Genomic DNA, 22007 nt, shown 5'->3' with positions numbered 1-22007 from the left:
GTTAGTGAGTCTGTTTTAGCGCGGCAGGCCAATCCGGGTTGTTGACGATGCCCAGGATCTTCAATTTGCCGTTGGGCAATGCCTGCACGAATAATGCGCTGCCGTATTCGGGGAATGTGGCATGGGGGAAGCCCTGGGTTTTTTCGAAGTCGGCGATGCAACCACTGTGGGTGACGAACACCAGGTTGCGTCCGGGGGTCTTTTGACTGAGCAATTCCTCGCCCATGGCCGTGCCGCAGATGGCCTGTTGGCCCGAGGTCAGCTCGTTTTTGTCGAACATGAAACGCAGGGTCTGCGCCGTGCGGATAGCCGGGCTGGCAAGCACATCGCTGGTGTCCATCCCCATGGATTTAAAGGCGTTGCCGAGCTTTTCGGCCTGTTGGCTGCCGTGCACTGTGAGGCCTTCCACCGGGCCCAGGCACGGGTTGGTGGAGCGGTCGCAGCGCTCTTCATGGCGCACCAGTACGATCAGGTCGCCGTCGCGCCACAGCGGCATCACTTGCGAGGTCAGCAGGCGGTCGCCGATGCCCAGGTCCCGTGGCGACGCCGGCCAGAACAGGCTGCAAACCAGCAGCAGGCCAACCACCGCAAGTCCCAGCCAGAGTCGTTGCAAACGCTTGAAAAAGTCCCGGGGCGAGCGCGGTTTGGTCAGGGTAAGGTCAACCACTTCATTCACCATGGGCATTGTTGGCAGTGTTGTATTAGTTAGGCGCAACGTTTTAGCGAATGTCCTTAGTGGGACCAGAGGCTGTCACACGACGGCTGTCTTTTCGCTGAACACCTTGCATGTAAAAAGTTGTGAAAAAGGGCAACTAACAAGTTGCCGACAAGTGATGCTTGGTGGGTAATTTAAAGAGGCGCGGGTGGGCAGCCGGTGAAATCCATGTGAAAAATTTGCGTGGCCTTGGGCGGTAGCCGTTATTCTCGATGGCCGCCCATCAAACGAGTGTTGTCATGTTGCAGGTGCAAGGTGTGACCAAAAGCTATGCCACCCCCCAGGGGCCTTTGGCAGTGTTGGCCGGTGTCGATCTGCACCTGGGCCGGCGCAGCAGTCTGGCGCTGATGGGCGAGTCGGGCAGCGGCAAGAGCACTTTGCTGCACCTGGTGGCCGGGCTCGACCGTGTGGATGGCGGCAGCATCCAGGTGGGCGAGCAGCGCCTTGACCAACTGAGCGAAGCGCAACTGGCCCATTGGCGACGTACCGAAATCGGTCTGGTGTTCCAGCAGTTCAACCTGATCGGCAGCTTGCGGGTCGAGGATAACCTGGCGTTCCAGGCGCGGCTGGCGGGGCGCTTTGACCCGCAGTGGCAGGCGCAATTGGTCGAGCGCCTGGGCCTTGGGGATTTGCTCAAGCGCTACCCGGAACAACTCTCCGGCGGCCAGCAGCAACGGGTGGCGGTGGGGCGCGCATTGGCGTCACGCCCGGGCCTGTTGTTGGCCGACGAGCCCACCGGCAACCTGGACGAGGCGACCAGCGACGAAGTGCTGCAACTGTTGCTGGACCTCTTGCGCGACAGCCCCACCAGCCTGTTGATGGTCACCCACAGCCCGCGCATCGCTGCACGACTGGACCGCCAGGTGGTGTTGCAGCGTGGGCGCGTCCTAGCCGCAGGCGCCGCCTGAGATGGCGGTATTTCAGTGGACCTTGCGCGCATTGCTCAGCCACTGGCGACGGCATCCCGTGCAGTTTTTCAGCGTGCTCACCGGCCTCTGGCTGGCGACCGCGCTGTTGATCGGCGTGCAAGCCCTCAACAGCCAGGCGCGTGACAGCTATGCCCGCGCCAGCCAATTGATCGGCGGCGAACCCCAGGCCAGCCTCGGTGCGCCGGACGGGGCGAGTTTCCCCCAGGCGGTCTTCGCTCAATTGCGCCGCGCTGGTTGGCCGGTGTCTCCGGTGGTACAGGGGCGGGTACAGCTCAAGGGGCAGGAGGATGTACGCCTGCAGTTGATGGGCATCGATCCGTTGTCGTTGCCCGGCAGCGGCGCCGTGGCAGGGCAGCGCTTGAGCCAGGCGCAGATGCTCGCCTTCCTTGACCCGCCGGGGCGTACCTGGATCGCGCCGCAGACCTTGCAGGCCTTGGGGCTGCGCGAAGGCCAGCAACCGACCACTGTGGGCGGCCGCACACTGCCGCCATTGCAAGCCCAAGCAGACATGGCGCCCGGCCTGTTGCTCACCGACATCGGTTTCGCCCAGCCCGTGCTGCAGATGCCTGAGCGCCTGTCGCGGCTGCTGGTGGACAAGGCGTTCGCGGCCAGCCAACCCACGCCGCCCGCCGGGTTGCAACTCAAGCAAGGCGAGGACAATAACCTCGCTCGCCTCACCGAGAGCTTTCACCTGAACCTCGACGCGCTGGGCTTCCTGTCCTTCGTGGTGGGGCTGTTCATCGTGCATGCCGCCATCGGCCTGGCCCTGGAGCAACGGCGCGGGCTGCTGCGCACGTTGCGCGCGTGTGGGGTCAGCGTGCGCCTGCTGATTGTGAGCTTGAGCGTGGAATTGGGCGTGCTCTCGCTGCTCGGTGGTGTGCTGGGCGTCGCCAGCGGCTACCTGTTGGCCAGTCTGCTATTGCCCGATGTGGCCGCCAGCCTGCGTGGCTTGTATGGCGCTGAAGTACCGGGACAGTTGAGCCTCAGCCCGTGGTGGTGGGGCGCGGGGCTGGGCTTGAGCCTGCTCGGTGCGGTGCTCGCCGGTGCCGGCAGCCTGTGGCGGGCGGCGCGCCTGCCCTTGCTGGCGCTGGCCAACGCCCAGGCCTGGCATGAAGCTCACGGTCGCTGGTTGCGTCGTCAAGCGTGGGTGGCCGCCGCTGCGTTGCTGATCGCCGTGCTGGCGCTGTGGCTGGGTAACAGCCTGGCTGCCGGCTTTGTACTGATGGCGGCATTGCTGCTTGGCGCCGCCCTGGGGTTGCCGGTGCTGCTCAACGGCCTGCTCAAGGCCGTGTTGGGGCGTAGCCGTTCGGTGCTCGGCCAGTGGTTTCTCGCCGACTGCCGCCAGCAGTTGCCGGCCTTGAGCCTGGCCCTGATGGCGCTGCTCTTGGCCCTGGCCGCGAACATCGGCGCAGGCTCCATGACCTCGGGTTTTCGTCATACCTTCAACAACTGGCTGGAGCAGCGCCTGACTGCCGAGTTGTATCTCAACCCACAAAGCCCTGCCCAGGCCGAACAACTCGGCACCTGGCTGACGCAACAGCCGTTAGTGCAGGCCGTGCTGCCCACCTGGCAGGTCGCCGTGCAAGTGCAGGGCTGGCCGGCGGACCTGTTTGGCGTGGTCGACGATCCCACCTACCGTCAGCATTGGCCGCTGCTGGAGGCCACGAGCGAACCCTGGGACCAGTTGCAGAAGGGCGACACCTTGATGCTCAGCGAGCAACTGGCGCGCCGGCTCGGGGTGAAACTGGGCGATGCCGTGAACATCCCCACGCCCCAGGGTGTGTGGTCACCGAAGGTGGTGGGGATTTACGCCGACTACGGCAATCCCAAGGGGCATGTGCTGGTCAGCTCACAACATCTGCTGGCGCACTGGCCGACGCTGTCACCGGCGCGTTTCAACCTGCGGGTGTCACCGTCGGACGTGGCGCCGCTGGTACGTGAGGTGCAGCGCGCCTTTGCCCTGGACGACAACCGTATCGTCGATCAGCAACAACTCAAGGGCTGGTCGAGCCAGGTGTTCGAGCGCACCTTCGCCGCCACCGCTGCCCTGAACAGCCTGACCTTGGGCGTGGCCGGCGTGGCGTTGTTCATCAGCCTGTTGACCCAGAGCCAGAGCCGCCTGGGCCAGCTCGCACCGCTGTGGGCATTGGGCGTCACGCGTCGGCAATTGATGCTGCTCAACCTCGGCCAGACCTGGCTGCTGGCGGTGCTCACGTTGGTGCTGGCCGTACCGCTCGGCCTGCTGTTGGCGTGGTGCCTGGATGCAGTGATCAACGTGCAGGCGTTTGGCTGGCGCCTGCCATTGCAGGTGTTCCCGTGGCAGCTGGCGCAATTGCTAGGGCTGGCGATGCTGGCGACCTTGCTGGCGTCGGCCTGGCCGTTGTGGCAGTTGTACCGCAGCCGTCCTGCGGATTTGTTGAGGACGTTTGCCCATGAAGATTAAGCCCCTGTTGGTGGTGTGTCTGTTACTGGCCGCTTGCGACAAAGTGCCCGCGCCACAGGAAAGCTTTGCCGGCCTGGGCAGCGACGCGGCGGACTTTGCCCAGGTGGTACCGGGCAAGGTGTTCAGCTTCCCCGAGGATCATGGCCCCCATGCGGACTTTCGTATCGAATGGTGGTACGTCACGGCCAATCTCAAGGACGCGCAGGGCAATGTATTTGGCGTGCAATGGACGTTGTTTCGCAATGCACTCAAGGCCGGGCCGGTGCAAGCAGGCTGGCATGACTCCACCGTGTGGCTCGGCCACGCGGCCGTCACGTCCGCCACCCACCATTACGCCGCCGAGCGTTACGCACGCGGTGGCGTCGGCCAGGCCGGAGCCCAGGCAGTGCCGTTCAACGCCTGGATCGATGATTGGAATTTCGCCACCCGTCCGGGTGCAATGGGCGCCTTGTCGGACATGCAACTCAAGGCCAGCGGTGCGCAATTCGCCTACGACCTGCACCTGACATCCAGCCGTCCATTGGTGCTGCAGGGCGACAGCGGTTACAGCCGCAAATCCGACCAGGGCCAGGCCTCGTACTACTACAGCCAACCGTTTTTCAACGCCAGCGGCAGCGTTAGCCTTGATGGCCGGGTGTATCAAGTCAGCGGCCCGGCCTGGCTCGACCGCGAATGGAGCAGCCAACCGCTGACCGCCAGCCAGACCGGCTGGGACTGGTTTTCCCTGCACCTGGACCGGGGCGAGCAATTGATGTTGTTCCGAGTACGGCAAACCGATGGCGCGTCCTACCTGACCGGCACCTGGATTGATCGCGAGGGCCATACACAAACCCTGCACAACGCGGATATCCAACTGACGCCGCTGGAAACGACGGCCATAGAAGGGCGCAAGATCCCCACCCGCTGGTCGCTGAAAATCCCCGGCAAGCAGCTGGATATCACTACGCAAGCAGTCAACCCGAATGCCTGGATGAACCTGAGTATCCCGTACTGGGAAGGCCCGGTGCAGTTCGAGGGCGGGGTGGGTTACCTGGAAATGACCGGGTATTAGGGTTGTTTCCGTAGGCTGTATTTCTTTGCTGCGTAGGCAGCTTCCCAAATGTAAATCGCCCCCCCTGGACGTGTGTCCGGGGCCTAGGCGCTTGCTTATATTTCGACGCCATCTTCATTGCTCACCGGATGTGAGGCATGGCGCAAAGCTTTATCAACGACCGCGCGACGGACTATCAGAGCTTGAAAAACCGACTGATGGGCGGTGCCCCGGGCCGCCAGCGTTCCGCTCATTTTGACGTGCTGAATAGACACCTGCGCCCCGGTTTGGTGGCGCCGGGACAACTGGTGATTATTCCCGACAGCCACAGCGTGAATTGCTCGGTCGAGGAGGCCTGGTTGATGCGGCATGCCGAGGAGGTAAGTCGTCACTTGCAGAGGCGTGCAGCGGTCGGTACGGCGGTGATCGACAACTATGACTTGCTGCAGAGTTTCATGGCGACGGGCTCGATAGGCATCGGCAGTGCGACGTCGGCCTGGGCGCGACATCTGGATGACGTGGCGCAGACGCTGGAGGAGATCGAGCGGTTGCATCAGCGCTTGAAGGACGGTGCGTTGGACAGGACGGCGTTTATCCAGCGGCGCCAGGCGTTGTTCCGGCGGTTGGAGGTGCAACTGCAAGGCGCGGCGCGGTTGGGGACGGGGTTGCAGGGTAATGAGTCGTTGAAAAAGGTGTTGGGCCTGTCGACCAGGAGCTATCTGCATAAAGGTGAAATTGCGGGGTATGCGAAGCGGATGCGGGAGATTGCGCAGATGTCGAAGTGGTTGGGTAAAGGGACTTATGTGGGGCTGGCGCTGGACGTGGGGGTGGCGGGGTTGGAGATCAGGGAGGCATGTGTGGAGGGGCGGGAGGCGCAGTGTAGACGGGCGAAGTATGTGGAGACGGGGAGGTTGGCAGGTGGAGTCTCAGGAGCTGCCTTTTTCGGAAGAATCGGTGCAGGAGCCGCTCGTAGGGCATGCACAATGTTCCTAGGCATTCGCATGAAGGGAACAGGTGAACTCGCCTGCGGAATTATCGGAGGCTCAGCGGGAGGGTATGTGGCAGGTGATAGGGTCGGTAGTGCTGGGGCGCTTTTGGGAGGAAAGATCATGGACGCCGATGGGGATTTGATATTCCTACCTGAGGGAACCTAACCATGGATTTTTTTCTCATCTACTCCATCGTGTTGTTTGTCGGGACGTTTGTTGTCTTGGGACTGATGATTTTTGCGGAATATGCAAAGCTCGATGAGGTGGAAAGTTATTTCCATCAGAACGAAAGGGTCCAAGACAATAAGCGATTTTGGAAGCGAAACCAGTGGATCGACAGGCAATATCGCATGTTGCTTATTTCCGAGTTCTTCTCAGACTCAAAGCGCCATGTGGAGGCCGGTATTGTGACGGAGGCTGAATTAGCGTCAGTTCCTTTGGCGCTCAGGCGTTGGATGGTGTGGCCTTATAAAGTTGGCTATATCTGGGCCTTCGGTACAGCTATCTGGAGCTTCTGGCGCTGGTGGTGCGACATCCCCATTCCATAGAAATTGAAATTTCTTCAAAAAATACTGTACATCCATCCAGTCATATCCTACATTCCATCCCAGGTGACCGGACGTCACCTGAGCTTCACTTTTTAACTATGGATGGATAAAAAATGAAATCGAAAAAAGCCTTTATGCTGGGCGCGGCCATGGCGGCCTCCTGCTTCGTTTCGGCCTTCGCCCTGGCCGAGCAATACCCTCACCTGGCTGCACAAGCCGTTCAAACTGACATCAAGCAAAGCCTCAAAGCCGCCGGTATAGTGCCGGCCACCAAGGCCCCAGCGACGCTCAAGCAGCAACTCAAAGCGGGTGCTCAACTGAAAAAACCGGCGTTCGCCGCCAAGGCCCAGGCCGATTCGGTGGTGGAAGATCATGCCGCTCCGGCGCCGGTAACCCAGGTCAAGAAAGCCGATGCTAAGGCAGCGGCCGCCGTGCAGGCGGCACTGGTCCAGGGCTGTGAAACCACGCTGGATGTGAACCAGTTGTACACCATCAATGGCGTACAGACCGGTGACCTGCTGTGCTACCACTTCAACCTGCCACAGAAGGCGCGCATCAACGCGTTGCTGGTGGGTCAGACCGCAGGCACCGACATGTCGTTGACCCTGTTCCAGGACGATGGTCAAGGCAATCCGCTCCCGCTGGGCACCTCCAATAATCCAGGCACGGGCGATGAAAGCCTGAGCGGGGTGGTGCCTGCCGGTGACTACTACTGGTTCATGGAAGCCAACGCAGCGGTGCAGGGCTCCAGCTTCCAGTTCGGTGTGGCGGTGGATGCCAACATCGATGCCTATGAACCCAATGACACGCCCGACACGGCGTTTCAACTGCCGGATACCCTGAACTACATCAAAGGCAACGCCGACAGCCTAGACGATGTCGACTACTTTGATTTCACGGCGGTCCGTGGCCAGAGCGTAGGCATAGCCCTGACGGCCGACGCGGCCAGTGGCAGCACCCGTAACAAGTGGATCCTTGAGCGTTTCGATGGCAGCCAGTGGGTCACCGTGGGTGCGAATGTCGTGTCGACGTCGATCCCGAACCCGGGTGTCGGTGGGGTAGTCAAGGTGCGTGTTCGTCCGAACCAACACCCGAATGAGCCTTGGAGCGCAACGGGCAAATACAACCTGTCCTTCGGTTCCAACCCTCGGGTCAACAGCCCTGATGTAAAAGGCGAAGGCAACGTGTTGCGCATCCCTTACTCCGCGTCCGACGTGGGGTATGGCTACATGACCACCCAGGCCTATCGCGACCTGACCTGGACCATGGGGCTGTCGGACAGCACCGGCGCACCGCTGGTGGGGCTGCACCCGATCGTCTACCTCGACCAGCACATCAACCCCGACACCGGTGCTATCGTCTACAAAGGGTATTCGGCGGCTACCAACAGTGCCGGTCAGGCGAGTGGCACGATCAACGTGGGCACCTGCTTCGGTGACTTCCAGACCACCTTTGTCGACTACGCCCAGGGCTACAAAAACACTTGGCGTACCGACTTCAACTACGGGGTATGGCGCATGGAAGTGCTGGAATACCCAGGTATCGGCGTGGGTGGTGATAACACTGAGTTCGTCAGCTTTGGCCATCTGTGCAAGCAGACCCTGCTCAGCAGCACCAAGAGCTAAGCGTGTTTAACCAGTAACCACCAGGGCATACAGGCCGCGCGCCTGTATGCCCTTTTTGCGTCAGGGCGCCAACGCCTGTGCCAACGGCAACCGCGCCATGCTCGTGCCCTTCAACGAGCCCAGGTACAACCACTCGCCGTATTCCCGAGCGGTGGTAATGGGCGAGTAATTCCCCGCGCTGCCATCCTGCAAATTGGCAATCACCTTGCCTTGCGTATCCAACCCCAGCACAAAGGCTTTGCGCTCGATCGGCTTGGGCACCACCATCAACGCCCGCACCATCACTTTGCGCAGCAAGGGGTACCCGGCGAAGCTGTCCAGCAAAGGGTTGCGCGGTGAATACAGCGCCACCCAGAAACGGTCCTGGCCGTTGAAACTGAGGTTGTCCGGCAGGCCGGGCAGGTTGTCGATAAACAGGTCATGGCTGCCGGCACGTTCGCCCTTGAGCCAATACCGGCTGATGCGATAGGCGCCGGTCTCATTGACCAGTACGTAATGTTCATCCGGGCCCAGGGCCACGCCATTGGCGAATTGCAGCTGGTCGAGCAGCACCTCGGTGGTGCTGTTGCTGAAGTCATAGCGCAGCAACCGGCCATCGCCACCATGCTCGATCACCGCTTCGCCGTCCTGGCCGTAACCCCAGCGGCTCGATGCATCACTGAAGTAGGCATAACGCCCGCTGGCGTCCACGGTGACGTCATTGGTGAAACCGAAGGGGACGTTATTGGCACCCGTGCTCAAGGTAGTGAGTTGGCGGTTTGCATCCAGGGCGAGCAGGCCCTTGATGCCATCGGCAATGATCAAGCGCCCATCCGGGTGCAGCGCCAGACCCAGGGGCCGCCCGCCGGTGTCGGCCAGCACCTCCAGGCTGCGGCTGTCGGGCGCGGTGCGGATGATGCGCCCGTCATGCAGGCCGCTGATCAGATAACCCTGTGTATCCAGCAGCAACGCCTCTGGCCCGGCGATGTCCTGGGCGCCGATCTTCTGCACGCCCTTGAGACGCTGGTTTTCGGCGTAGGGGCCGTCCTTCATCGAAGGTGGCTTGGGCGGTGTCCAGTTCACCGGTTGCACTTTGGTGGGCATCAGCAGCAAGAAGGCAACCACCAGCAGAAACAGCACAAACAACAGATGACGCAGTTTTTTGGGGCGGGTACTCATGACGATTCCTGGTTGTCGTGGGGGCCCGGCTCCCAGTACAGGGTGCCGAACAGGTAATCCATCAGCGGGAGGACGATATTGAAATTGCGCCCCTGCATCAGCTCGCGGCGGTGGTGCATGGCATGCAACTGGTGCATCTGGCGGATCCACGGCAGGCGCGCCACCGGGTGGTCGGCGGGCAGGTGCTCACAGGCGTGAAACAATTCGTAAAGCAAATACCCGAGGATCATGCACCCGGCGAACAGGCCGGCGACGTTGGGGCTCAGTTGTTTGATCAACCACCACGCGGGCAGTGTGATCGCCAGGCTGTGCAACACGATCAGCCAGGCCGGGAACAGGATGACGCGCCAGTCCCGGGGGCTGTCGTAGGTCATGTGGCCGGGGGTGAAAAAGCTGTGGTGATCGCCAGTATGGCGCGCATAAAACAGACGGGCCAAGGCGTGTTTGTGATGGCCAAGGTGGCGGTGCACCAGGTAGATACACAGGTTGAAGAACACCAGCGTCGCCGGCACGGTCAGCCATTGCAGAGCAGTAATGTGATGTGTCGATGACCAGGCCAGGCTGATGCACACAATGCCGTAGCCGAACACGAAACCGGCGTGGAGCCAGGGGTTGTAGTGGCACGCGACTTGGGCGCGGTAACGGGCGCGAAAGGTCTCGGTGGGATGGGCCATGGCAGGCAGCTCGGTATTTTTTATTGGAGGCTGAGCTTAGTTGGTACTCGAGATTGTGCGAGGTTTTGTGGTGCACACATGAACACGTGTGGGAGGGGGCTTGCCCCCGATGGTGGCGGGTCAGTCACTTACATCGCCAACTGACACTCCGCCATCGGGGGCAAGCCCCCTCCCACATTCCGACCGAAGCCGACCAGTGGCCCCTTGCGTCACCCGAATTTCCTTGTTAGCTTCTCGCAAAATGTTAACGATAACATTTGCTCTAACAATAAAAACAAAACAGAGAACCACGCCATGAAAATGCTCCCGAAAACCCTGTGTTTATTGGCTGTAAGCATCACCCTCGGCACCGCCGCCCCTGCTTTTGCCGACGCCGCCAAGCCGATCCGCATCGGCGCGTCCTTCCAGGAAATCAACAACCCCTATTTCGTCACCATGAAAAACGCCCTGGAAGAAGCCGGGGCGAGCATCGGTGCGAAACTGATCATCACCGACGCCCGCCACGACGTGTCCAAGCAGGTCAGCGACGTCGAAGACATGCTGCAAAAAGGCATCGATATCCTGCTGATCAACCCCACCGATTCGGTCGGCGTGCAATCGGCCGTCAAATCCGCCCATGCCGCCGGTGTGGTGGTTGTCGCGGTCGATGCCCAGGCGGATGGCCCGCTGGATTCCTTTGTCGGTTCGAAAAACTTCGATGCCGGCTTCCAGGCCTGTGAATACCTGGCCAAGAGCATCGGCGACAAAGGCAACATCGCCATCCTCGACGGCATCGCCGTGGTGCCGATCCTGGAGCGTGTGCGCGGTTGCAAGGAAGCCGTGGCCAAGCACCCGGACATCAAGATTGTCAGCATCCAGAACGGCAAGCAGGAGCGCGACCAGGCGCTGACCGTCACCGAAAACATGCTACAGGCGCAACCGACGCTCAAAGGTATTTTCAGCGTGAATGACAACGGCTCCCTCGGCGCACTCTCGGCCATCGAAGCCAGCGGCCTGGACGTGAAACTGGTCAGCGTCGACGGCGCGCCGGAAGCGATCAAGGCGATCCAGAAGCCGGGCAGCAAGTTCATCGCCACCTCGGCGCAATACCCTCGCGACCAGATCCGCCTTGCCCTGGGCATTGCCCTGGCCAAGAAGTGGGGCTCGCAAGTGCCGGCCACCATCCCGGTGGACATCACCTTGATCGACCGGGACAAGGCCAAGGATTTCAGCTGGTAAATCACCCAGGCCCCACGCCATCCGTGGGGCTTGCGGTCTCCTTCTGAATACGAGGTCGGCGGTATGAGCAGTCTTCTGAAGCTGGAAAACATCTGTAAGCGTTACCCGGGCGTACAGGCCCTCAAGTCCATCAACCTGCAGGTCGAGCGCGGCGAGATCCATGCCTTGCTTGGCGAAAATGGCGCGGGCAAATCGACCCTGATGAAGATCCTCGGCGGCGTCGAGCATCAGGACGAAGGCCAGATCCTGATCGATGGCCAGGCCCGGCAGTTCGCCACCTACCGCGATGCAATCGCCGCTGGCATCGGCATCGTGTTCCAGGAATTCAGCCTGATTCCCTACCTCACGGCGGTGGAAAACATCTTCCTCGGCCATGAGCTCAGCAACCGTTTCGGCCTGCTGCGCAAGCGCGAAATGGTCGAGGCCAGCGAGGCCTTGTTTAAGCGCCTGGGCGTGACCATTGACCTGCAATGCGCAGTCAAGCACCTGAGCGTGGCCGAGCAGCAGTTTGTCGAAATCGCCAAGGCCCTGGCCCTGGATGCGCGCCTGCTGGTGCTCGACGAACCCACCGCCACCCTCACGCCCAGCGAAGCCGAGCTGCTGTTCGAGATCATGCGCGAGCTCAAGCGCCAGGACGTGGCAGTGATATTCATCTCCCATCACCTGGAGGAGATTTTCCAGGTGTGCGACCGCATCAGCGTGTTGCGCGACGGCGGCAATGTCGGCGTCACCGAGGTGGCCGACAGTGATATCGACCACCTGGTCGAGATGATGGTCGGGCGGCGCCTGGAATGCAGTTTTCCGCCCAAACCGAGCAGCGCACGCGGGCCGCTGTTGCTGGAGGTCAGGGACATCCAGCTGGTGCGCAACGGGCCCCGCAACAGCTTCCAACTGCACAAGGGCGAGATCCTCGGTTTTGCCGGTCTGGTCGGCTCCGGTCGCACCGAACTGGCGCTGGGCATGATGGGCGCGCTGCCGTCGGTGAGCAAAGACGTGTGGCTGCGCGGTGAGAAAATCACCCTCGATGACCCGGCGCAAGCGCTCGCCCACGGCATCGGCCTGCTGCCGGAAAGCCGCAAGAGCGAAGGGCTGATCACCGATTTCAGCATTCGTGAAAACATCTCGCTGAACAACCTGCCCAAATACCAGAACGCTTCGGGCCTGATCGACAAGGGCAGGGAAAGCGCCAGCGTCGAAGACCTGATGCGTCAGCTGTCGATCAAGGCCCCCAGCGGCGAAAGCCGGGTGTTCAACCTCAGTGGCGGCAACCAGCAGAAGGTGGTGATCGCCCGCTGGATCAACCACCACTGCGACGTGCTGGTGTTCGACGAACCCACCCGTGGCATCGACGTGGGGGCCAAGGCGCAGATCTACGCGCTGATGCGCAGCCTCACCGAACAGGGCTACGCAATCATCATGATTTCCTCCGAGTTGCCGGAAGTCATCGGCATGTGCGACCGCGTCGCCGTGTTTCACAAGGGCGCCATCGTCAAGGTACTCGAAGCGTCCGCCGTCAATCCTCAAGAGGTCATGCGCCATGCAACAGGGGGCTCAAGTGAATACGTCCATTAACACCGTCGACAGCAGTCGGCTGCGCCTGAACCTGGCGCGGCTGGTGCGCTCGCCGGCGTTCTACCCGTTCGTGGGGCTGGTGGTGGTGACCCTGGTGATGATCCTGGCCAGCGACACCTTCCTCTCCGCCAGCAACCTGTCGAACATCGCCCGCCAGGTGTCGATCAACGCGATTATCGCGGTGGGCATGACCTGCGTGATCCTCACGGGCGGCATCGATTTGTCGGTAGGGCCGGTGATGGCGTTGTCCGGCACGCTCACCGCTGGCCTGATGGTCGCGGGCTTGCCGCCGGGCCTGGCGATTGGCGCGGGGATGTTGATCGGCGTGGCCTTCGGCATCGGCAACGGCCTGTTCGTCGCCTACCTGCACATGCCGCCGATCATCGTCACCCTGGCGACCATGGGCATCGCCCGGGGCCTGGGCCTGATGTACACCGACGGCTACCCGATTTCCGGGTTGCCGGAGTGGTTTGGCTTCTTTGGTCGCCAGAGCCTGTTCGGCATCGAAGTGCCGATCCTGATCATGCTGGTCACCTACGCCGCCGCCTATGTGCTGCTGCAACACACGCGCATTGGCCGCTACATCTACGCCATCGGCGGCAATGAAGAAGCGGTGCGCTTGTCCGGCGTGCGCGCCGCGCGCTTCAAGTTGCTGGTGTATGGCATCAGCGGCCTGACGGCGGCGATTGCCGGGCTGGTACTCACCTCACGCCTGATGAGCGGCCAGCCGAATGCCGGCGTGTCGTTCGAGCTGGATGCGATTGCCGCCGTGGTACTCGGCGGCGCGTCGATTGCCGGCGGGCGCGGGGTGATCGTGGGCACTTTGCTCGGCGCCATGCTGCTCGGCGTGCTGAACAACGGCCTGAACATGCTTGGCGTTTCACCCTACGTCCAGAGCGTGATCAAAGGCGGGATCATTTTGCTGGCGATTTTCATCAGCCGTCAGCGCCACAAATAAACTCCTAACAAACACAGGACTCCACACCATGGACAAGCACACCGACATGCAAGCCGTCGTCTGCCACGGCCCCAAGGACTATCGCCTGGAACGCATCGGCAAACCCCAGGCCCGCGTCAACGAACTGGTGATCCGCATCGCCGCCTGTGGCATCTGCGCCAGTGACTGCAAGTGCCACTCGGGCGCCGCGATGTTCTGGGGCGGCGACAACCCCTGGGTCAAGGCGCCGGTGGTACCGGGGCACGAATTTTTTGGCTATGTGGTGGAAGTGGGCGAGGGCGCCGCCGAGCACTTTGAGGTCGCGGTCGGCGACAAAGTGATCGCCGAGCAGATCGTGCCCTGTGGCAAGTGCCGCTTCTGCAAATCCGGCAAGTACTGGATGTGCGAAGTGCATAACATCTTCGGCTTCCAGCGTGAAGTGGCCGAAGGCGGCATGGCCCAGTACATGCGCATTCCCAAGACCGCCATCGTGCACAAAATTCCCGAGTCGGTGTCGCTGGAAGACTCGGCACTGGTGGAACCGATGGCGTGTTCGATCCACACCGTCAACCGTGGCGATATCCAGCTCGACGACGTGGTGGTGATCGCCGGCGCCGGCACCCTCGGCCTGTGCATGGTCCAAGTCGCCGCGCTGAAAACCCCGAAGAAACTGGTGGTGATCGACATGGTCGACGAGCGCCTGGAACTGGCGAAGCAATTTGGCGCCGACGTGGTGATCAACCCGGCCCGCGACAACGCCCGCGAGATCATCAATGGCCTCACCGACAACTACGGTTGCGACGTCTACATCGAAACCACCGGCGTGCCGGCCGGCGTGACCCAGGGCCTGGATTTGATCCGCAAGCTCGGGCGTTTTGTCGAGTTCAGCGTGTTTGGCGCCGAGACCAGCGTCGACTGGTCGATCATCGGCGACCGCAAGGAACTGGACGTCCGCGGCGCGCACCTCGGCCCCTATTGCTACCCGATCGCCATCGACCTGTTCGAGCGCGGCCTGGTCACCTCCAAAGGCATCGTCACCCATGACTTCCCGTTGGACGATTGGGCCGAAGCCTTCGAGCTGGCCAACTCGACCAAGTCGATCAAGGTGCTGTTGAAGCCGGTGGTTTGAGCATGCATTACGTGATGGGGGTCGACATCGGAACCCAGAGCACCAAGGCGCTGTTGGTGGATGGTCACGGCACGATCATCGCCCAGCACAGCCAGGGGTATCGCGTGGATACCCCGAAAGTGCGCTGGGCCGAACAATGGCCGCAGGTCTGGCTGGACGCGGTCGAGATCTGTGTGGCGCAGTGCATGGCCAAGGCCGGCGTGGCCAAGGATCACGTGAAGGCCCTGTGCATCAGCAGCCTGTACGGCGGCTCGGGGATTGCGGTGGATGCGCAGCTCACACCGCTGCACCCGTGCCTGATCTGGATGGACCGCCGCGCCGGCGAGCAGGTGGCCTGGGTGCGTGAGCATGTGGACCTGGAGCGCCTGTTCGAGGTGAGCGGCAACTCGGTGGACAGCTACTACGGTTTCACCAAGATGCTCTGGCTCAAGCAGCACCAGCCCGAGGTGTGGGCGAAAACCCGCTACCTGCTGCCACCGAACAGCTACATCAACTGGTGCTTCACCGGTGAGTTGGCGGTGGACCACAGCAGTGCCGGCAACATCGGTGGCGTCTACGACGTGAAGACGCGTGGCTGGTCTGGCGAAATGCTCGATGCATTGGGCATACCGCCGGCGATGATGCCGGAGCGCCTGGTGTATTCCGGGGAGGTCGTCGGTGGGTTGCTGGAGGGGTGGGCTGCGCGTCTGTGCCTGCAGGCGGGGACACCGATCCTGGCCGGTGGCGTCGATGCGGCCATGGCAACCTTGGCGGCGGGAGTGACTCAGCCAGGCAATCACGTGGCAATGATCGGCACCAGCATGTGCTGGGGGTACCTCAACCAGCAGGTGGATGCACACCATGGCCTGGTGAGCATGCCCCACGTCTACAACGGCCACCGCGACCTGTATATCTTTGGCGGTGCGATCACCGCCGGGGCTTCGGTGAGCTGGTTTCGCGAGCAGTTCTGCCAGGCTGAAGAGCAGCAGGCCAAGGCCAGCGGCCAGGACAGCCTGGCGTTGCTGGAACAGCGTGCGACGCATATCCCGGCGGGCAGCGAAGGGTTGTTGTTCCTGCCCTACCTGATGGGTGAGCGCAGCCCGGTGTGGGACGACCGCGCCAGTGGCAGTTTTGTCGGCTTGAACCTGTATCACAGCAGAATCCACCTGTACCGCGCAGTGCTGGAAGGGGTGAGTCTTGCCCTGCGGCACAACATCGAAGCGGGCACGCGCGGCGCGCATTCCCTGGACCCGCGCTTGATCGTGGTGGGCGGGGCGAGCCATTCGGACCTGTGGATGCAGATCATCGCGGACGTTACGCGGTATCCGGTGTACACCATCGTGCAGGAGGTTGAGGCGGCGTTGGGCGCGGCGTTGCTGGCGGCACATACGGTGGGGTTGGTGAGCGATGGGGAGATGGACAAGGGCTGGGTACAGCTGGAATTGCGAGCCGAGCCCAAGGCGGAAAATGTCGAGGCGTACGACCGTGCGTTCGGCGAATACCTGAAGCTGTATCCGGCCCTGAAACCGATCATGCACAGCCTGCAGGAGAATTGAATGAACGCAGCCTTCGACTTCACCCATCACCGCATCCTCGTCACCGGCGCCAGCAGTGGCATCGGCCGTGAAATCGCCTTGCAACTGATTGCCAGCGGCGCCGATGTGTTTGCCCTCGGCCGCGACGCCCAAGCCTTGGCCGAACTCGGCTGCCATAGCCTCTGCCTGGACATCGCCGACAGCGCCGCCCTCGACAATGCCCTGCAAGACCTGCCGCCGCTGCACGGCCTGGTCAACTGCGCGGGTATCTCGCGCCTGGAGCCCGCCGCCGCCATCAGCGCCGAGGCGTTCGACCAGGTGATGCAGGTCAACGCCCGCGCCGCCGCGCAGGTCGCCAGCCGCGTGGCGGCAAAAATGATCGAAGCGCAGATCGCCGGCAGCATCGTCAACGTCTCCAGCCAGGCGTCATTGGTGGCGCTGGACGATCACCTTGGCTACTGCGCCTCCAAGGCGGCGCTGGATGCGATCACCCGTGTGCAATGCGCCGAGTGGGGCCGCTTCGGCATTCGCGTCAACAGCGTCAATCCCACGGTCACACTCACGCCGATGGCAGCCATGGCGTGGTCCGCGCCGGCCAAGCGCGACCCGGCGCTGGCGGCAATTCCCTTGGGGCGGTTTGCTGAAACTGCGGAAGTGGCCCTGCCGGTGCTGTTCCTGCTGAGCCGCGCGGCCAGCATGATCAGCGGCGTCAGCCTGCCCATCGACGGCGGCTATACCAGCCGCTAGCCGTTTTCCAACTGGCCGGCGATGACCACCTTGTCCCGGGGCTTGCCCGGGTCTTCGAGACGGTCAAGCAGCAGGCGTACCGCGCTGCTGCCGGCCAGCGACGCATCATGGGCCACGCAGGCGATGGGCACGCCGAAGATATCGGCGAAGGGCAGGCGGTCGATGCCGCAGATGGTCAGGCTGTCGTGGGGGATATTGTGCATGCGCAGCGCACGCAGGGCGCCGAGGGTGATCAACTGGTTGAACCCCATGATCGCGTCCGGCGCCGAGTGTTCGGCCAGGTAGTCGAGGGTGTGCAGGTAGGACGGCATCAACGTGTAGTCGCCGGCCTGCACTTCGACCTGCACCTGCGGGTGTTCGGCCAGCACTTCACGCAGGCCTTTGAGGCGCTCCACACTGATGCGTGAATGTTCGGGGCCGGTCAGCACCAGCAGGCGCCTGAGGTCGGGCGTCTGGCGCAGCAGGTAGTGCGCGGCCTGGATGCCGCTGTGGTAGTTGTCGAGCACCACGCGGCTGAACGGGCTGTCGTGGATCGTGCGGTCGAGCAGCACCACCGGGGTCTTGCCGTTGGCCAGGCGTTCCAGGTAGTCGGGCTGGTAGCCCGGCTCATCCGAGACCGGCGACAGGATGATCCCCGCCACGCGGTAGCCCAACAGGGTGTCCACGGCCTTGCTTTCCAGTTCTTCCAGCTCATCGGTGTCCACCAGCATGATGGTGTAGCCGTGCTGCTTGGCCTCGCGGGAAATTGCCTTGATCATTTCGCTGTAGAACGGGTTGTCCACCGAGGCGGTGATCACGCCGATGATCAGGCTTTCGCTGCGCTTGAGGCCGCGGGCGAAGGCGTTGGGCACATAGTCCAGCTCCCGCGCCACTTCGAGGATGCGCGCCAGGGTGGCCGGCTTGACCAGGTCAGGTTTGCTCAGCGCCCGGGACACCGTGATGGTGGTCATGCCGACCTGTTTGGCGATGTCGCTGATGGTGACGGACTTTTTCTTGTTCATCGGTAAGGCTGCAAAAGGAAACACCCGCAGGCTAGCATGCGCGGCGGATATTGTTGCTTCAAATCAGCGGGTCCCAGCGCTGCGACCAGTCGCTTTCGGCCTTGACCACCTCGCGCAGCAACGCCAGTGCCTGTTGCAACACCGCCGAATCCCGCGCCCGTGAATACACCAGGTACGTGGGGAAGCTGAACTCCGGCGCCTTGGGCACGCGTTGCATCACGCCGCTGTCCAGGTAGCTCTGCACCACGCGGGTACGGAAATAACCGGCGCCGCCATTTTCCAGGATGTACTGCAACGCCAGCGGCCCCAGGTTGAAACTCAGTGCGGCGCGGGCCTTGTCGGGCAGGGCGGCGTCGTGTTGTTGACGAAAGCCGGGTCCCCAATCGATGTACACGTAGGGCGCCGGGTTGCTCGCCAGCTGCACCAGGATCAGTTTTTCCTCCAGCACCTGTTCCACTTGCAACCCAGGCCAGTACTGCGGCTGGAACACCAGCGCGGCGTCCAGCACACCCAGTTCCAGTTGGCGCAACAGGTATTCGCCTTCGCGGATTTCGGTGCGCAGGGCATGGCCCGGGATGTTCTGGCGCAGGGCCTGGGCCCAGCCGAGCATCAACGGGTTGCACAGGCTGACCTCGCCGCCGATGTGCAGCACGTTGCGATAGCCATCGGGCAATGGCAGGTCGCGTTTGGCCGCTTCCCAGGTTTGCAGCAACTGGTTGGCGTACACCACGAAGGCCTCGCCGTCGGCGGTCAGCCTGGCGCCGGCGCGGTTGCGGATGAACAGCGTGCTACCCAATTGGCTTTCCAGGCTCTTGACCCGTGCGGTGATGGCGGTCTGGGTGACGTGCAGTTTCTCGGCCGCTGCGGCGAGGCTGCCGCAGCGGGTGATTTCGAGGAAGGTGCGTGCCAGTTCGATGTCCATGAAACCCCCCGGGGATGAATGGGGGACAGTGTAATGGAATGCGCTCGAAACGGTGGGAGAAGGCTTGCTTCCAAGGTCTTTAGGTAGAACTGGCGAAAAGTACCCACAGTTGCAGTGTTCGTCCTTAGCCAGATAAGGCCAGGACCATCGGCGTGTACCCCCTCCCACATGGGGTCCTACGGTGTTCTGATGATTGGCGCTTGCAGGTGCTTGGTCGGGAATGCCTTTGCATACGCCTGGCACACCCTCAACACCTGCTCATCGGCAAACCGCGCGCCCACCACATGCAAACCTACCGGCAAGCCATTCGCAGCCAGCCCGCACGGCACCGATGCCGCCGGTTGCTGGGTCAGGTTGAAGGGGTAGGTGAAGGGCGTCCACTGCGTCCATGCCTGCAAGCCGGAGCCGGGCGGTACGTCGTGCCCGGCTTCGAATGCGGTGATCGGCATCATCGGCGACACCAGCACATCGTAATGCTCATGGAACGCGGCCATGCGCGCCACCAATGCGGCGCGGGCTTCAAGGGCGGCGCTGAAGTCGTCCAGGCTCAACTGTTCGCCGCGTTGTGCAATCCTTGACAGTCCGGGGTCCAGCAGTTGTTTTTGTGTCTCGCTCATGGCGCCGGTCAGGCGTGCCGCGCCGGCTGCCCACAAGGTGCTGAAGACGTCCAGCGGGTCGCTGAAACCGGGGTCGATCTGCTCGACATGGGCGCCCAGTTGTTCCAGGCCTCGCACCGCCTCCGCGACCACCTTGGCCACTTGTGGGTCGACCTTCACGTAACCGAAGTTCGGACTGTAGGCCACACGCAACCCTTTCAAATCCGTACCCGGCGTCAGCCATGGTGTGGTGCGTGGAGCACCGATCAAGCCATCGCGCGTATCCGGCTGGGCGATGGTTTGCAGCATCAGCACACTGTCTTCCACCGTGCGGGTCATCGGCCCCAGGTGCGACAGAATGGTCATGGAGCTGGCCGGCCACTGCGGCACATAACCGAAGGTCGGCTTGATCCCGAAGGTGCCGGTAAACGCGCAGGGAATGCGGATCGAGCCGCCGGCGTCGCTGCCCTGGTGCAACACACCGAGGTTCAACGCCGCCGCTGCGCCCGCGCCGCCGGACGAGCCGCCCGCCGTGGTGCGGGTGTCCCAGGGGTTGCGGGTGATGCCGTACAGCGGGTTGTCGGTGACGCCTTTCCAGCCGAATTCCGGGGTGGTGGTCTTGCCCAGCAGCACCGCGCCGGCCTTGCGCATGAAGGCCGTGAAAGGCGCGTCGACGTCCCAGGGCCCTTCGGCGGATGACGTGCGCGAGCCCTTGCGGGTCGGCATGCCGATGGTCAGCGTCAGGTCCTTGATCGACGCCGGCACGCCGTCCAACGGCCCGCAGGGTTGGCCCTTGAGCCAGCGTTGTTCCGAGGCGCGTGCTGCGTTCAGCGCACCTTCCGGGTCGACGTGGCAATAGGCGTTCACCACCGGGTTGTAGCGCTCGATGCGCAGTAAAGCGTCCTCGGTGACTTCCACCGGCGACAAGGTCTGGTCGCGAAAATGCTGCAGCAGTTGCACCGCTGTCAGTTGGCCGATCTCGCTCATGCCACGTCCCCCTGTGCCGCATTGACCATGGCGCGCAGCAATACCGCGCAGCCGGCTGCCAGGTCATCCGGCGCGGCGTTTTCGATTTCGTTATGACTGATGCCGCCTTCGCACGGCACAAAGATCATGCCGGCCGGGCCGAGTTCGGCGACAAAAATCGCGTCGTGCCCGGCCCCGCTGACGATGTCCATATGGCTCAGGCCCAAGGCTTCGGCGCCGTCACGCACCGCATTGACGCAGGCAGGGGCGAAGTCCAGCGGTGGAAAGTCGGCGGTAGGCGTCAGCTCAAAGGTCAGGCCGTGTCGCTGGGCAGTGGCTTCGATCACGCCGCGCACTTCGTCGACCATGGCTTGCAGCTTGTCCGCGTGCAGGTGGCGCAGGTCGATGGTCATGTGCACCTGGCCGGGAATCACGTTACGCGAGCCAGGGTGCAGGCTCAGGCAACCCACCGTGCCGCAGGCGTGGGGCTGCTGTTGATGGGCGATGCGGTTGACTGCGCTGACCACCTCGGCGGCGCCGACCAGGGCGTCCTTGCGCAGGTGCATCGGCGTCGGGCCGGCGTGGGCCTCTACGCCGGTAAGGGTCAGATCGAACCACTTCTGCCCCAGGCACCCCATGACCACGCCAATGGTAGTGGCCTGGTCTTCCAGTACCGGGCCTTGTTCGATATGTGCTTCGAAGTAGGCACCGACCGGGTGGCCGAGCACGGCGCGGGAACCGGCGTAACCGATGCGCTGCAATTCGGCGCCCACCGACAGGCCCCGGTCATCGACTTTGTCGAGGGTGTCCTGCAAGTCGAACTTACCGGCAAACACCCCGGAGCCCATCATGCACGGTGGAAAACGCGAGCCTTCTTCGTTGGTCCACACCACCACTTCAATCGGCGCTTGGGTTTCGATGTCCAGGTCATTCAGGGTGCGGATCACTTCCAGCCCGGCCATTACCCCGTAGCAGCCGTCGAACTTGCCGCCAGTGGGTTGGGTGTCGATATGGCTACCGGTCATCACCGGGGGCAGGGCGGGGTTGCGCCCGGCGCGGCGGGCAAAGATATTGCCGATGGCGTCGACACTGACGCTGCACCCGGCGGCCTCGCACCACTGCACAAACAGGTCGCGGGCCTGGCGGTCCAGGTCGGTGAGGGCCAGGCGGCACACGCCGCCCTTGGCGGTGGCGCCGAGTCGGGCCAGGTCCATCAGCGATTGCCACAGGCGGTCGCGGTTGATCAATAGGGCGTTGCTCTGGAGCGGTTGCGCAAAACTGTTCATCTGCAATC

At 62.7% G+C, this 22007-nt stretch carries 19 protein-coding genes; 12 read left to right on the top strand and 7 right to left on the bottom strand.

The annotated features are described in order from the left end of the window. Position 1: 1 nt before the first annotated feature. Positions 2-679, bottom strand: coding sequence for a lipopolysaccharide core heptose(II)-phosphate phosphatase PmrG (pmrG, locus tag AC3WP7_RS22380; RefSeq protein ID WP_172963369.1), 678 nt, complete (start codon positions 677-679; stop codon positions 2-4). A gap of 275 nt (positions 680-954) precedes the next feature. On the opposite strand from pmrG, the gene AC3WP7_RS22375 reads away from it, so the two are divergent. The 6 genes from AC3WP7_RS22375 to AC3WP7_RS22350 all read left to right on the top strand — a co-directional run bounded on the left by AC3WP7_RS22375 (position 955) and on the right by AC3WP7_RS22350 (position 8279). After that, complete coding sequence (locus AC3WP7_RS22375; RefSeq protein WP_092244575.1) at positions 955-1623, top strand: ABC transporter ATP-binding protein; 669 nt, start codon at positions 955-957, stop codon at positions 1621-1623. A gap of 1 nt (position 1624) precedes the next feature. After that, positions 1625-4087: an ABC transporter permease gene (locus tag AC3WP7_RS22370; RefSeq protein ID WP_092244578.1), complete on the top strand. Its 2463-nt coding sequence runs from the start codon at positions 1625-1627 to the stop codon at positions 4085-4087. Continuing rightward, positions 4077-5138, top strand: a complete 1062-nt coding sequence (locus AC3WP7_RS22365; RefSeq protein WP_102593258.1) for a lipocalin-like domain-containing protein — start codon at positions 4077-4079, stop codon at positions 5136-5138. The genes AC3WP7_RS22370 and AC3WP7_RS22365 overlap by 11 nt, the downstream gene beginning before the upstream one ends. A gap of 137 nt (positions 5139-5275) precedes the next feature. Beyond that, positions 5276-6271 carry a hypothetical protein gene (locus AC3WP7_RS22360; RefSeq protein ID WP_102650447.1) on the top strand — a complete coding sequence of 332 codons (996 nt, stop codon included), beginning with the start codon at positions 5276-5278 and terminating at the stop codon, positions 6269-6271. Positions 6272-6273: 2 nt separating this feature from the next. Next, the gene (locus AC3WP7_RS22355; RefSeq protein WP_102593097.1) at positions 6274-6654 is read left to right on the top strand and encodes a hypothetical protein; all 381 of its coding nucleotides are present in this window, start codon (positions 6274-6276) and stop codon (positions 6652-6654) included. 113 nt (positions 6655-6767) lie between these two features. After that, the gene (locus tag AC3WP7_RS22350; RefSeq protein ID WP_093124393.1) at positions 6768-8279 is read left to right on the top strand and encodes a hypothetical protein; all 1512 of its coding nucleotides are present in this window, start codon (positions 6768-6770) and stop codon (positions 8277-8279) included. 60 nt (positions 8280-8339) lie between these two features. Here AC3WP7_RS22350 and AC3WP7_RS22345 read toward each other — a convergent pair whose 3' ends face one another. Further along, positions 8340-9437 carry an SMP-30/gluconolactonase/LRE family protein gene (locus AC3WP7_RS22345; protein ID WP_093528079.1) on the bottom strand — a complete coding sequence of 366 codons (1098 nt, stop codon included), beginning with the start codon at positions 9435-9437 and terminating at the stop codon, positions 8340-8342. After that, on the bottom strand, positions 9434-10111 hold the full coding sequence (locus tag AC3WP7_RS22340) for a sterol desaturase family protein (protein WP_102593096.1): 678 nt from the start codon (positions 10109-10111) through the stop codon (positions 9434-9436). Before AC3WP7_RS22340 ends, AC3WP7_RS22345 begins: the two co-directional genes overlap by 4 nt. A gap of 294 nt (positions 10112-10405) precedes the next feature. On the opposite strand from AC3WP7_RS22340, the gene AC3WP7_RS22335 reads away from it, so the two are divergent. From AC3WP7_RS22335 to AC3WP7_RS22310, 6 genes are all read left to right on the top strand, one after another. Continuing rightward, complete coding sequence (locus AC3WP7_RS22335; protein WP_092244596.1) at positions 10406-11329, top strand: substrate-binding domain-containing protein; 924 nt, start codon at positions 10406-10408, stop codon at positions 11327-11329. A 63-nt stretch (positions 11330-11392) separates the two neighbouring features. Continuing rightward, entirely contained in the window at positions 11393-12901 is a 1509-nt protein-coding gene (locus AC3WP7_RS22330; RefSeq protein WP_102593095.1) for a sugar ABC transporter ATP-binding protein, read from the top strand. Then, on the top strand, positions 12867-13859 hold the full coding sequence (locus tag AC3WP7_RS22325; RefSeq protein WP_093512972.1) for an ABC transporter permease: 993 nt from the start codon (positions 12867-12869) through the stop codon (positions 13857-13859). Before AC3WP7_RS22330 ends, AC3WP7_RS22325 begins: the two co-directional genes overlap by 35 nt. Positions 13860-13887: 28 nt before the next feature. Beyond that, complete coding sequence (locus AC3WP7_RS22320) at positions 13888-14967, top strand: alcohol dehydrogenase catalytic domain-containing protein (RefSeq protein WP_071492116.1); 1080 nt, start codon at positions 13888-13890, stop codon at positions 14965-14967. Between the two features lie 2 nt (positions 14968-14969). Then, positions 14970-16502, top strand: a complete 1533-nt coding sequence (locus AC3WP7_RS22315) for an FGGY-family carbohydrate kinase (RefSeq protein WP_102593094.1) — start codon at positions 14970-14972, stop codon at positions 16500-16502. Continuing rightward, positions 16503-17228 carry an SDR family oxidoreductase gene (locus AC3WP7_RS22310; RefSeq protein WP_071492114.1) on the top strand — a complete coding sequence of 242 codons (726 nt, stop codon included), beginning with the start codon at positions 16503-16505 and terminating at the stop codon, positions 17226-17228. On the opposite strand, the gene AC3WP7_RS22305 is transcribed toward AC3WP7_RS22310, so the two are convergent. From AC3WP7_RS22305 to AC3WP7_RS22290, 4 genes are all read right to left on the bottom strand, one after another. Next, positions 17225-18229 carry a LacI family DNA-binding transcriptional regulator gene (locus AC3WP7_RS22305; RefSeq protein WP_102593093.1) on the bottom strand — a complete coding sequence of 335 codons (1005 nt, stop codon included), beginning with the start codon at positions 18227-18229 and terminating at the stop codon, positions 17225-17227. The two genes, AC3WP7_RS22310 and AC3WP7_RS22305, sit on opposite strands and share 4 nt — an antisense overlap. Before the next feature lie 58 nt (positions 18230-18287). Further along, a complete protein-coding gene (locus AC3WP7_RS22300) occupies positions 18288-19151 on the bottom strand; it encodes a LysR family transcriptional regulator (RefSeq protein WP_092244610.1) in 864 nt (287 codons plus the stop codon). 176 nt (positions 19152-19327) lie between these two features. Beyond that, the gene (locus tag AC3WP7_RS22295) at positions 19328-20734 is read right to left on the bottom strand and encodes an amidase (protein WP_092244613.1); all 1407 of its coding nucleotides are present in this window, start codon (positions 20732-20734) and stop codon (positions 19328-19330) included. Continuing rightward, positions 20731-21999 carry a Zn-dependent hydrolase gene (locus AC3WP7_RS22290; RefSeq protein ID WP_092244616.1) on the bottom strand — a complete coding sequence of 423 codons (1269 nt, stop codon included), beginning with the start codon at positions 21997-21999 and terminating at the stop codon, positions 20731-20733. Before AC3WP7_RS22290 ends, AC3WP7_RS22295 begins: the two co-directional genes overlap by 4 nt. Between the last annotated feature and the right edge of the window lie 8 nt (positions 22000-22007).

It is taken from the genome of Pseudomonas sp. FW305-3-2-15-C-LB1 (assembly GCF_058787615.1).
The sequence above is the reverse complement of the archived record's forward strand: the minus strand, read 5'-3'. Positions and strand labels throughout refer to the sequence as shown.